Origin of the sequence: Legionella saoudiensis, assembly GCF_001465875.1 — a bacterium.
Classification (GTDB): Bacteria; Pseudomonadota; Gammaproteobacteria; order Legionellales; family Legionellaceae; genus Legionella; species Legionella saoudiensis.
Window position 1 is genome coordinate 541,941 of record NZ_LN901323.1, and the last position, 12,794, is coordinate 554,734.

Consider the following 12,794-nt stretch of genomic DNA (forward strand, 5'->3'; position numbering starts at 1 on the left):
GCGTGTGTCCTTTTTTCGCGTCTTGATTGAGAAAGATTATACTCAAGATACTTGAAAATGCTACTTTAAAAAGCACGAAGATAATTGGGTTTCGGGATAATGCCTATAATCTATAATAATGGTAGGCTGGGCTGTCAAGCCCAGCAAAAGCAGCTCCGAGTGCCCCCAATGCTGGGCTTAACAGCCCAGCCTATAGTTTACAGGCATGAAAAATTCCGTCATTGCTGTAATGCAAGTGAAGTAATCCAGGCTTCTGTGTCTCGAACTTTTGGGGTGCTACATCCAGGATTAATTAATTTAGGCTGGTTGTTTCGCGTAAATACTTATATCTCATTATATACTATATAAACACACGACATTTATAGGATCCCAGGATGACTTGGCTTAATGTTTGGCGATGGCTGCTGGATTTGGGGTGGTTAGTGGTTTTGCTGGGACTCTTCCTGCACTTTTGGCGCGATCGGCAATCTTTAGTGCGCGCGAAAACTTGGCTGAGAGCAAAAGGTCATGTAACACGTTGCGAATGGACTAAAGCAGGACACAGCGTATGGCCAAAAATTGAATATACCTATCAAGTACATGAGAAAGATTTAGTCGGGCAATACCTATTTTTAGATACTACACATAATACCCCTAACAGCAAATATGCGCGCCGGGTTGCTTATAAAGCGGCGGTTGCTTTCAAGGGAGATGAAGAAATTGATATCTATTATAACCCCAACCACCCAGAGCAATCCGCCTTAGATGTGACTATGCCGAAAAAATTAAATGTAATTTTAATTTTAATCGGCGTCTTAATTGTTTTTCAACTGGGAATTATTGCTTGGCATTTCCTACATTAGGGGGAGGCGCCGTTTCTTCTTCAATAGGGCATTGACAAGGCGGTTTGGCAACTACTGCTTGTAAGTTGGTAATTGTATAGCCACGAACCCCCTGGCCTGATGGGGCCACCCCGAAGTTTATGGTAACTTTAAGCGTCTGATGCTGTTGGTACTGAGGATTTTGATAAACAACGAGTAAGTTGGTGACTGCTTTCCAGTGCGTTGCATCAATGGGGGTGATTACTGGTGGCTCGGTGGGGACTGCACTAACATAATATAGGTTTTTTTGTACTGCCTCCGGTAGCTGGGACGCATTGAGTGCTTTGGTATAGGCAATCCAGGCGTCAGCAGTAAAATATTTGGCAATTTGTTTTTGATCTTGCAAGTAATTTTTATAGCTGTAATTGTAGGTAGCGACAACAGCCTCATTAACCCAAACGATTAAAGGAGCTTGATCAGGCCCAGCATAAACGAGCTGTGAACCCAGAGCTAAAGCGGTAACCAGTGAGCGTGTGGCATTCAAAACGTGTTTATTCATCTATTTTCTCGATTGCAAAAACTCAATAGATTCAGTTTAGCTCATTTTTTTTAAATAAAAAAATCCCCGGTAATTACCGGGGCAAATACGTGTTTGGACTATAGCCAAACATTGCTTCGCTTAAGAGGGGGTAAAGCGAAGCTAAGCATTCGGGGGAAATGCTCATACCGTTTGACACCATAAAAAACTAAAAGTTCAATTTTATACCAAATTATTTTAAATTATCTTCTCGAAGTCCTATTTTGTGATGCTTGCAAAATAGAAAAATTCGCAATTGCCATCGTTCAGGAGATGGCATGGTGTTTGCTATGACTTGCCTGCTATTTATGCTATCCTATTGTGTTTTATATCGACAAAGTTATTAAGGAGGCATTGTGCGTAACAGTCGGTTCTACTTTGCTAATCCTGATAGAGTTGGTCGGTTTATCAATCGCTGGGATTTACTACTTTTAATTTTAATTTTCGCAGTCCTGTTCTTTTTTGGTTGGGCGGGCTCACAGATGGCAACTCCTTATCAGTTAGGAGACCAAATACCTATTTCCCTAGAGCCAGAAAATCTGCCTTTTTATGCATTACGGACGGTAATACGTATGTTTATTGCCTTGTTTTTTTCCATCATCTTTACTTTTACCATAGGACTTTTAGCGGCAAAAAATCGACGAGCAGAACAAATAATAATTCCTGCTATTGATATCTTGCAATCAATACCCGTTTTGAGCTTTCTATCAATTACAGTAACTGGGTTTATTCATTTATTTCCGCATAGTTTATTAGGCCCTGAGTGTGCCTCCATTTTTGCTATTTTCTGTGCCCAGGTGTGGAATATGACGTTTGGATTTTACCAATCATTGAAAACCCTTCCTCATGATTTGCAAGAAGTTTCTGCAATGTTTCGTCTTTCAGCCTGGCAGCGTTTTTGGAAATTGGAGGTTCCTTTTTCCATGTCCGGATTATTATGGAATATGATGATTTCTATGTCTGCAAGCTGGTTTTTCGTGGTCTTGTCCGAGGCCATTTCCGTAGCTCATCAAAATATTCGTTTGCCTGGAGTCGGCTCTTATATTGCTTTAGCAATCCAGCAAAAAGATTTACATGCAGTTGGTTATGCCATTTTAACGATGGTTATCGTGATTTTTTTATATGACCAAATACTGTTTCGGCCTTTAATTGCGTGGTCGGAAAAGTTTAAATTTGAAGCATCACCCGATGAAGCGGAATATCAATCTTGGCTAATTGACTGGATGCGAGGTAGCCGCCTCATGAAGCAATTTGCAGAGATGATTAACATCTTGACCGATAACTTTGTCAATGCGCGCTGGTTTCGTATCGGTGATTCTAAGGTCATTAAGGAAGTCGATTTAAAAAGACAAAAGCGCCTGGATCGCTTTTGGAATCTCACGGTCTTAGCCTGTGTGATAAGTGGCGGTTGGTTTTTATTGCGCTTTATTTTAGCCGAATTGAAAGTAAGTGACATCCTGCATGTATTTTTGTTGGGAGCTGCCACAGGTACTCGAGTTATTGCTCTAATTGTATTAAGTTCTTTAATCTGGATTCCCGTTGGCGTTTGGATTGGTTTAAGACCGCGTCTTGCTCAGCGCATACAACCGATAATTCAGTTTGTTGCTGCATTTCCAGCTAATTTATTTTATCCCTTATTTGTCATTGCCATAGTTGAGTTTCATTTGAACGTGCAAATTTGGGTAACGCCGTTAATGATTTTAGGCACTCAATGGTATATTTTATTTAATGTAATCGCTGGTGCTTCCTCAATTCCCCGCGACCTCTACCTGGCAGCTAATAATTTTGGTTTAAAAGGCTGGCTATGGTGGAAGCGTTTAGCCTTACCAGGGATTTTCCCGTTTTATATTACGGGAGCAATTACTGCAGCAGGTGGCGCTTGGAACGCCAGTATTGTTGCTGAATGGGTGAGCTGGGGAAATACTACCTTGAAAGCAACAGGCCTAGGAGCATACATTCAAGCCAGTACCGCAACAGGTAATTTCCCAAAAATTGCTTTGGGTACGGCCATGATGTGCTTGTATGTACTGATGTTTAATCACCTTATTTGGCGACCACTGTACCGTTTGGCAGAAGAGCGGTTCAATTTTAATTAGGGTCTTTTTACCATTTCGCTAGCTTGAGACGATTATGCCTGAAACTATTATTGCTATAGAAAGCTTACGTAAGTCCTTCAAAAAAGCTTCCGAGCAAGATTTGCTGGTGCTTGAAGATGTTAATTTTAAATTACAAGAAGGCGAAATTGTCGCATTATTAGGTAAGTCGGGTTCAGGTAAATCAACATTACTGCGAATCATTGCAGGTTTAGTTCCACCTACAAGTGGTACGGTAACCTACCGTGGAATGCCAGTTACCAGTCCAGTTGCGGGGATTGCAATGGTATTTCAATCCTTTGCTTTAATGCCTTGGCTTACGGTATTAGAAAATGTGGAGTTAGGTCTTGAAGCGCAAGGGGTAAGCCGAGAAGAGCGCCGTCATCGTGCCATTGAGGCAATTGATATTATTGGTCTTGATGGCTTTGAATCAGCTTTTCCTAAGGAGCTTTCTGGAGGTATGCGGCAACGGGTTGGTTTTGCCCGGGCGTTAGTGATTAATCCGGATGTTTTATTAATGGATGAACCCTTTTCAGCATTGGATGTTTTAACAGCCGAAAACTTAAAATCAGACTTGTTGGAGTTATGGAAAGAAAAGAAAACCAATACCAATGGTATTTTATTAGTCACCCATAATATTGAAGAGGCTGCAAATCTTGCTGATCGCATCGTCATTTTTGGCAATGACCCCGGCTATATTCGTGCAGAATTACCGGTAACGCTGCCTCAACCACGTGACCCTGAATCACCTGAGTTCCGCGCTCTGGTCGATAAAATTTATACTTTAATGACTACAGGTCCTAAAGAGAAAGCTCAGCGCGCTCAGCGTGAGCGTCAAATTGGTTTAGGATATCGTCTACCTGATGTAGAGCCTTCGGAGTTAACCGGCTTAATTGAGACGATGACTTCATTTGAAGAGCGCATCGATTTGCCTGAATTGGCAGATGAGTTGATGATGAATATTGATGATTTATTCCCCATCTTAGAGACTTTAGAGATTTTAGGTTTTGCAAAAGTTTCGGCAGGGGATATTCAGTTAAGCGATTTAGGGAAACAATTCTCGGAAGCAGATTTACAAGAGCGTAAGCAATTATTCGCCCAGCGTTTATTAGAAAAAGTACCACTTGCTCGCTACATCAGCCGTATTTTGGATGAGAAGGTAGGTCATCGTGTTTCGGAAGAACGTTTCTTAAGTAAGCTCGAAGATTATCTAAGTGAAAAGGAAGCTGAACGTGTTTTACGCACTATGATCGACTGGGGACGCTACGCGGAGCTTTTTGCCTATGATTTTAACACTGGAATTTTAAGCTTAGAAAACCCCGGAGATGGCGCTTAGAGTTGAGCTATTGTTCAAGCAAACAGGCTACGCCATTAACATTAAGGATTATTGTTTGAGCGTAGGTTGGGCTAACCCAACCTACGCGTTATGGCAAAATTTTCTTACTTATTTTTAAGCTGATTTCTTTGCCAAATAGTTTAATATTTCCATCAAACGCTCCGGGCTACCTGCCAATTGTAAATCAGTTTTATATTTTTGATTAACCACAAATGCCGGAACCGCACTAATCTGATAAGCACCCATTAATGACATACCCGTTTGTACTTTCATATCAATGCTTGGGGAATTTTCAAAAGCACTTTTAGCAATTTCTCGATCAACACCTTGAGAAACAAAGAAGTTAATCATGGTTTGCTTGGATTCTAAAGGAGTTCTATCTACCTGAATGGCTTTGAATAAAGCAGGGTTTAATTTATCCGAAAGTGCAAGAGTTTTTGCCGTGTAATATGCTTTAGCATAGAGTTCCCAACTGGGTTTAAATACTACAGGAACACGTTCAAACTGAACCCCTTTTCCTAAAGCGCCTACCCACTGATGTAACGGTGCTTCTATTTTATAACACCAAGGGCAACCATAACTGAAAAACTCTTGAATAATCGGCGTTTTGCTTTTTACAGCCTGCGGATTGGACACCACAATATAATCTTTGCCTTCAACAAAAGCTGCAGCAAAAGCCATAGTGGGTAAAAGTAAGAAGAAACAAAATAGTTTTTTTAACATGTTTAATTCCCTAGTGTAAACCTTCAATATAATGTGCTACAGCTTCCATATCTTCTCGACTCATCCTGCCGCTGATATCTTGCATGATATGATTTAAATCATTTTTGCGCTTGCCGTCTTTAAAGGCCAGCAATTGCAATAGCGTATAAGCAGCATGTTGACCAGAAAGTACTGGAAAGCCAGCTTGAGCATTACCGGTACCTTTCGGACCATGGCAAGCAATACAGGCTGTAATCCTTTTTGTAAAGTCGCCTCCTCGATAAAGCTGTTCTCCGCGTTGCAGAAACTCTTTAGGAGTACTTCCCTGAGCCAAGGGCATTTTAGCATAATATGCTGCTAAGTCATCCATATCTTGGTCGCTCATGTTTGCTACTAAGGCGCTCATGGTGGGAGCATCGCGTAGCGATTTATCTTTCATATCCTTTAATTGCTTGACGAAGTATTTGGGATGCTGGCCAGCCAAATTAGGCCATTGCGGATTTAGGCTATTGCCGGATTGCCCATGACAGGCAGCGCAGACCATCGCTTTGTCGGCGATTACGGGGATATTTTCTTGCGCATAAACGGCTAGCGGGAGGCACAGAATAACTGCTAGTACAAATTTTTTCATGGATTTCTCTGGGTTAAGTCATCGTACCTAATTTTTGCAAAAATTATATAAAATCGTAAAATAATGGTACACTGCCTGGGTTTAAACCCCAATGCCGTGTATTTTATGTTAGAAAATCCTTATGCTAAAGCAGTATTTTTAAAAAGCGCCGCGCGAGTAACCCATTTGCCTGAAGATACTGGCTATGAAGTGGCTTTTGCTGGGCGTTCCAATGCTGGGAAGTCCAGTGCGTTAAATTGTTTAACCGGTATTAAAGGCTTGGCCCGCACCAGTAAAACACCAGGACGAACGCAATTAATTAATTTATTTTCCCTTGATGAAGAACGCCGTTTGGTGGATTTGCCCGGATATGGTTACGCTAAGGTTGCTTTGCAAGTAAAGATGGAGTGGCAAAAGCATTTGGCTCATTATTTGGATGTCAGGCAAAGTTTAAGGGGTTTGGTGCTCTTAATGGATGTGCGGCATCCTTTAAAAGATCTGGATCAAATGATGATCGATTGGGCTTTGAATCGTGAATTACCCGTGCATATTTTATTGACTAAAGCAGATAAATTAAGTCGCAGTGACGTCAAAAATACAGTTTTAAAAGTGCGGAAACATTATGAGCTTGCCAGCCATTTAATCAGCGTTCAAGCATTCTCTTCTTTAAAAAAGGAAGGCGTGGATGAATTAATTCTTTTGTTGAATCAATGGCTAAACTTGCACTAGGTAAGACCGCACTATCCTAAGAGTGTGACCTGGTTGCTTGTACCAGATTTTCTTTAAACGTACACGTTCACGCTGTATGTATTCTATTAAAACTGCTGTCATTGCGAACAAAGTGAAGCAACCCAGTACTGAGTCTTAACGAAGCATCGTTCTGGGTTGCTTCGCCATGGCTCGCAATGACGAAATTTACATAGCTCGTGAACGCTTACCTTTAAACGATAATTTAATCGGCATGTTATCTTATATTCAGGTAAGCGGCACTCATTAACCTGCATGAATTTGCAATGTAGAATCACGAGCTGGTTCATCCTGCATTTTTGCCAATTCTTCTTTATATTGATTAACTTTTTCACGAGCCTGATCCGCCATAATGCTCCCACCAATACTACCCATCATTTTAACGGTATCATTGACGGCTTTAAGACCTTGTGTCACAGCGGCGGCAGTAGAACTTATTAGCCCTTGGGTTATAAGCCCTCCGGCACCCATCAATGCCATGCTGGTACCTACTAATGCGGTGGTAGCCAATTCAGTAGGAGTAGGGGCCGCTCCAAAGCGAATAAGATTATAGAGCATAACTCCTACGGTTTTTAAGGCCAAAGGCACACCAATCGCCATACTAATGCACGTAGCTACCAGGGCAATAGGGCCCATTATAGGGGCTAATGGAGGGATAAGCGTAAGAGCGGTAGCACCAATGGAAATAAGCGATGCGGCTAATGCAACCTTAGAGCCATAATATTCATAATTATTTAAGAATTTTGAAAAATTACGAGTAGATTTATTGGCATAGGTGAAGTTGAAATCATTTGCCTGAAAATAAAAGTCTTGAGCCTTATGCAAATTATGCAGGAATGCCTTTTTTTCCTCGACACTCAAGGGGATGTCTTTAAGGGTGCGCTTGGTTTCTGATAAATATTGGTTAAATTCTTTTCTTCTTGATAAAACTTCAAATCTTGAGGAGGTATGTTGAATACCTTCATTTTCCGCCAATTTTTTTAACTGGTTTAAATGAACTTCAAGTTTTTGGATATCCTCCATGGTGGCTGGTGTACCTGGGTTATGAAAGGGTTTTTTCAAGAAGTGCAGGCAGGCTGATTGAGCAAATAGTATTTGTCCGAAGAGGATAATGCTATCTAAGTGTTGTTGCTTTTGTTTTTTTTGCTCTGGACTGAGCTCGCTGTGATTAATTCTACTTCGTAGCTCCTTGACATATGCTTGCTCCTGCTCAGTAAATTCGACTTTTGTAGAAGGAGTATCAATACGTAATGCTGGAGCCATAAATTCTGGACCAAAAAGTATATTTGTGCGGTTAGTAATTTCACTATCCGGAAATACACTACGCAATTGCTTTCTTACTTCCTCGGCTATCGAAGCATAGTCTTCTTTATGCAAGGTCACTTTAAACATAAACTGTCTCAAATAAAAGCATGCGGTAATTTAATAATACAGCTTTTGTGGAAATAGATCCAGCGTTATGTTCATAATTTGCCCTGGGTGCTTGGTTGCACTCAAGGGCAAATGGTCTACTTATTGAGCTCTTTTAAGAGTATTTCAATAGCATTGGGGTTGGCTAATGTGGATAAATCACCCAATTCATCAATGTGTTGCACTTCTTTACAAGCAATTTTGCGTAAAAAACGTCGCATTATCTTGCCGGAGCGGGTTTTCGGCAGTTCATTGGTAAAGTGAATGATGTCTGGTTTAGCAATTGGGCTTATTTCTTTTTTGACTTGTTCAATTAAATCCATTTCTAACGAGCTGGTGAGGGACACATTTTGTTTGAGAATAACATAAGCAAAAATACCTTGGCCTTTGAGATCGTGAGGAATACCCACAACGGCTGCTTCGGCAACCGAGATATGGCTGACCAAAGCACTTTCAATTTCTGCAGTACCCAAGCGATGACCGGAGACATTAATAACATCATCTACTCGTCCGGTGATCCAATAATCGCCATCGTCATCCCGTTTGGCGCCATCCCCGGTAATGTAATAGCCATGATGTAGATAAGTGTCACAAAAACGTTGATGATCTCCGGCAATTGTTCGCGCCATGGAGGGCCAGGGATATTTGATTGCCAAAAATCCTTCACCAGCACCGATGATTTCCTCATTTTGTTCATTTAACAAGACTGGAACTATACCAGGAATTGGTTTTCTGGCTGAGCCCGGTTTGATGGCCGGGTCATGGGGGCGAGCGCTGATCATTATCGAGCCGGTTTCTGTTTGCCACCAGGTATCTACAATAGGACATTTACTATGACCTACTTGTTTATAGTACCATTCCCAAGCCTCTGGATTAATTGGCTCCCCAACTGAGCCTAGCAAGCGTAAAGAACTTCTGCTGCTTGAATCCAGCCATTGATTACCGGTGCGCATGAGTGCGCGTATGGCAGTTGGCGCTGTATAAAACACACTAACTTGATGTTTATCAATTATTTGCCAATTTCTAGATGGATCTGGCCAGGTAGGTATCCCCTCATAAACCAAACTGGTTATTCCATTACACAAGGCCCCATACACCACATAACTATGCCCCGTAATCCAGCCAATATCCGCAGTGCACCAAAAGACATCGTGTTCTTTACAATCAAAAATAAGTTGATGGGTATATGCGGCTTGGACCAGATATCCTCCCGTTGTATGCACTACCCCTTTAGGTTGCCCAGTACTCCCGGAGGTATATAAGATAAATAAGGGATCTTCAGCATCCATAGGTTCTGGCTCACAATGAGCGCTAACTTGATTTCGTAACTCATGCCACCAATGATCTTTATTTTTATCAAAGTTAATTGCCGCATCGCTATTTTTAATGATAAGGCGTTGCAAGGACATGCCTTCACAGGCCTCATCAACTTGGGCTTTTAATTCAACGGGTTTGCCTCCTCGGGAAAAGCTGTCTACCGTAATTAGGCATTTGCATTCCGAGGCGATTAGCCGTTGTTTTAATGCATGCGCAGAAAATCCGGCAAAGATGATGGTATGAATGGCGCCAATACGTGCACAGGCGAGCATCGCAATTACTGCCTCCGAAATCATCGGTAAATAAATCGCGACTTTATCTCCTTTTTTAATATGGAGTGCCTTAAGTACATTACTCATGCGGCATACTTCGGCATGCAATTGTGCAAAACTTAGGGTGTGGTGATGCGCAGGATTATCACCCTCCCAGATAATGGCTGTTTGATTGGCCTTGTGAGGCAGGTGTCGGTCCAGGCAATTGGCGCTCACATTGAGTTTGCCTCCATCAAACCAACGAATCGTTCCCTGCTTAAAATCACCCGAAAGTACGGTATGCCAAGGCTGCATCCACTGGAGCGTTTGCTTGGCAATTTTAGACCAAAATTCAGCCAAAGACTCTTCGTTAGGAGTGAGTGGGTGGGATGATGGCTTTGCATGCATATTAGACCTCTTTTCCTTGAGCAATAAGTTTGATAATAGCGGAAAAATCAGTATCTCCGAATCCTTGATCGATGAATTGCTGATAAAGTGCTGTTGCTTTTGCAGCCAATGGTGTATTGGTATTGACCGCATGAGCACAGTCTTGGCTAAGCAATAAATCCTTTAGCATCATAGCCGCGGCAAATCCCGGTTTATAGTCATTATTGGCCGGTACATTGTCCAGTATTCCCGCAACAGGAGCATATTTAGTCATCGCCCAACATTGACCAGAGGCATTGCTTACGACCTCAAATAATTTTTGCGGCGATAGATTTAATTGCTCAGCGAGAACAAAGGCTTCGGAAATGGCAACCATGGAGATACCCAGAATCATATTATTACAAATTTTTGCGGCTTGCCCACTTCCTGCTATTCCGGTATGGATTATTTTTTGCCCCATAGCTGCAAGAATTGGCTTAGCGGTTTGAAAAGCCCGTTCCTCTCCACCAACCATAAAGGTTAATGTGCCGGCACTTGCCCCAGCTGTACCTCCAGATACTGGTGCATCCACTACTTGAATTTGCCTTTCTGTGGCCAGCTGGTGCACTTCTCGTGAGCTGTTGACATCAATAGTCGAGCAGTCAATAAATAATGCGCCCATGGGAATGCTACTTAACAAGCCTTCGGCACCCTGACAAACCTGCAATACTTGTTGTCCGGTCTGCAACATAGTAATGACTACTTCTTGCCCATGGGCCACCTCAACAACGTTATTGGCAATCAAACCACCACTTGCAGCAAAAGATTGCAGGGCAGAGGGTTGTAAATCATATCCTGTAACTTGGTGTCCTGCTTTAACGAGATTCATGGCCATAGGTAGACCCATATGACCAAGCCCGACAAATCCAATTTTTGCCATTTAATTCTCCATTTTAAATAAATGACCTAGACTTTAATCATGAGTTGGCATGATAAACGCGCTTCCTTTTAAGGCATGCGTAGGCCATTTACTCGTCACTGTTTTTAATTTGGTGTAGAAATAAATGCTTTCATCACCATGTAAGCTAATATCACCAAAAAATGATTGTTTCCAACCACCAAAGGGATGGTTTGCCACAGGGACTGGAATCGGGATATTCACGCCAACCATTCCTGCTTGCACGCGTTGACAATATTCACGGGCGCTATAGCCATCGCGGGTAAAAATTGCGGTACCATTACCAAATTGATGTCTATTGACTAAATCGAGCGCCTGTTCAAAATCATTAACTCGAACTACCACTAATACCGGCCCAAAGATTTCATTTTGATACACCGACATTTGTTCGGTGACTTTGTCAAAGAGGCAGGGGCCAATGAAAAAGCCTTGAGGATGATCGGGTTGTTTGTAGGCTCTGCCGTCAATGATTAGCTGCGCACCTTCTTGGACGCCCTGATCAATCGCTGCCATGACGCGTTTGCGATGCGCACTACTCACTAAGGGGCCCATATCGGTGTCAGCGACATCCCCAGCATTAATTTTCATTGCTTGGATTTGAGGGGTCATTTTGGCAATTAAGGCATCTGCCACTTGATCACCTACAGCTACTGCCACAGAAATCGCCATACAGCGTTCACCTGCGGAGCCATAGGCTGCTCCCACAATTGCAGAGGCGGCTTGATCCATATCCGCATCAGGCATAATGACGCAATGGTTTTTCGCGCCGCCAAAAGTATGGGCGCGTTTGCCATGAGCGGTTGCCTTCGTATAAATAGAATGGGCTACAGGCGTTGATGCCACGGCGGTAACTGCGGCAACATCGGGATGGGTAATTAAGTAATCTACCGTATCCTTATCCCCTTGTAAGCAGTTGGCGATACCTGCAGGCAGACCCGCTTCGCTTAATAATTCTAATAAACGCACTGAGGCAGAAGGATCTTGTTCGGAGGGCTTTAATACAAAGGAGTTACCGCAGGCAATCGCTGGGATCATCATCCACACAGGAACCATCACCGGAAAATTAAAAGGGGAAATGCCTACGCAAACTCCAAGTGGCTGTCTGAGAGTATGACAATCAATACCGCCGGCTACTTCAGTAGAGTAATCTCCTTTAAGTTGATTAAGCAGTCCGCAATGTAATTCAACAACTTCAATGGCGCGGGCGACGGAACCTTTGGCATCATCAAGAGTTTTGCCATGTTCTTGGGTTACTAGACGGGCTAAATCCAGTTGATGTTTTTCCATGAGTTCTCTAAATTTAAAAAGAATACGTGCTCTTTTAATGGCGGGTGTCTGAGCCCAGGCAATACCTGCCTCTTTTGCGGTACTGATGGTTTTATCGCAAAGTTCTTTGGAAGCGAAGTGTAATTGTCCAATTATTTCGCCCAATGCCGGATTATAAATAGGGTGACTTGTGGTGTTCGTTTCGTTTACAAATTGGCCACCTACATAATGTTGCACTATGTATCCCATTACCAAACTCCTTTTCATGTTTTTTTGTAAATTTAAGTTGATCATTGTAATTGTTTCGTGGAAATATTTATACAATAATAGTGAAGATAGAGGAGTACTTATTTGAAAAATA

11 protein-coding genes are annotated in these 12,794 nt (G+C 42.2%); 4 read left to right on the forward strand and 7 right to left on the reverse strand.

Annotated elements, in window-relative coordinates; translation table 11 throughout:
- The first annotated feature begins 374 nt into the window (after positions 1-374).
- Positions 375-842 (forward strand): DUF3592 domain-containing protein, encoded by a 468-nt coding sequence (locus BN3124_RS08580; RefSeq protein WP_058534385.1) that lies wholly within the window; start codon positions 375-377, stop codon positions 840-842.
- Here the strand turns inward: BN3124_RS08580 and BN3124_RS08585 are convergent.
- Complete coding sequence (locus tag BN3124_RS08585; protein ID WP_058534386.1) at positions 817-1,359, reverse strand: DotI/IcmL family type IV secretion protein; 543 nt, start codon at positions 1,357-1,359, stop codon at positions 817-819. The two genes, BN3124_RS08580 and BN3124_RS08585, sit on opposite strands and share 26 nt — an antisense overlap.
- Positions 1,360-1,733: 374 nt before the next feature.
- Here BN3124_RS08585 and BN3124_RS08590 point away from each other — a divergent pair, with 374 nt between their 5' ends.
- Positions 1,734-3,473: an ABC transporter permease gene (locus BN3124_RS08590; protein WP_058534387.1), complete on the forward strand. Its 1,740-nt coding sequence runs from the start codon at positions 1,734-1,736 to the stop codon at positions 3,471-3,473.
- Between the two features lie 34 nt (positions 3,474-3,507).
- On the forward strand, positions 3,508-4,806 hold the full coding sequence (locus BN3124_RS08595; protein ID WP_058534388.1) for an ABC transporter ATP-binding protein: 1,299 nt from the start codon (positions 3,508-3,510) through the stop codon (positions 4,804-4,806).
- Between the two features lie 114 nt (positions 4,807-4,920).
- Here the strand turns inward: BN3124_RS08595 and BN3124_RS08600 are convergent, their stop codons facing one another.
- Positions 4,921-5,529: a thiol:disulfide interchange protein DsbA/DsbL gene (locus BN3124_RS08600; protein WP_058534389.1), complete on the reverse strand. Its 609-nt coding sequence runs from the start codon at positions 5,527-5,529 to the stop codon at positions 4,921-4,923.
- A gap of 10 nt (positions 5,530-5,539) precedes the next feature.
- The gene (locus tag BN3124_RS08605) at positions 5,540-6,139 is read right to left on the reverse strand and encodes a c-type cytochrome (protein ID WP_058534390.1); all 600 of its coding nucleotides are present in this window, start codon (positions 6,137-6,139) and stop codon (positions 5,540-5,542) included.
- A 105-nt stretch (positions 6,140-6,244) separates the two neighbouring features.
- Between BN3124_RS08605 and yihA the strand changes: the two genes are divergently transcribed.
- Entirely contained in the window at positions 6,245-6,847 is a 603-nt protein-coding gene (gene yihA / locus BN3124_RS08610) for a ribosome biogenesis GTP-binding protein YihA/YsxC (protein WP_058534391.1), read from the forward strand.
- Positions 6,848-7,111: 264 nt separating this feature from the next.
- On the opposite strand, the gene BN3124_RS08615 is transcribed toward yihA, so the two are convergent.
- The 4 genes from BN3124_RS08615 to BN3124_RS08630 all read right to left on the reverse strand — a co-directional run bounded on the left by BN3124_RS08615 (position 7,112) and on the right by BN3124_RS08630 (position 12,682).
- Positions 7,112-8,257 carry a hypothetical protein gene (locus BN3124_RS08615; protein ID WP_058534392.1) on the reverse strand — a complete coding sequence of 382 codons (1,146 nt, stop codon included), beginning with the start codon at positions 8,255-8,257 and terminating at the stop codon, positions 7,112-7,114.
- Between the two features lie 116 nt (positions 8,258-8,373).
- Entirely contained in the window at positions 8,374-10,251 is a 1,878-nt protein-coding gene (gene acs / locus BN3124_RS08620; RefSeq protein WP_058534393.1) for an acetate--CoA ligase, read from the reverse strand.
- Between the two features lies 1 nt (position 10,252).
- Positions 10,253-11,149: a 3-hydroxyisobutyrate dehydrogenase gene (mmsB, locus tag BN3124_RS08625; RefSeq protein WP_058534394.1), complete on the reverse strand. Its 897-nt coding sequence runs from the start codon at positions 11,147-11,149 to the stop codon at positions 10,253-10,255.
- A gap of 33 nt (positions 11,150-11,182) precedes the next feature.
- A complete protein-coding gene (locus BN3124_RS08630; RefSeq protein ID WP_058534395.1) occupies positions 11,183-12,682 on the reverse strand; it encodes a CoA-acylating methylmalonate-semialdehyde dehydrogenase in 1,500 nt (499 codons plus the stop codon).
- Between the last annotated feature and the right edge of the window lie 112 nt (positions 12,683-12,794).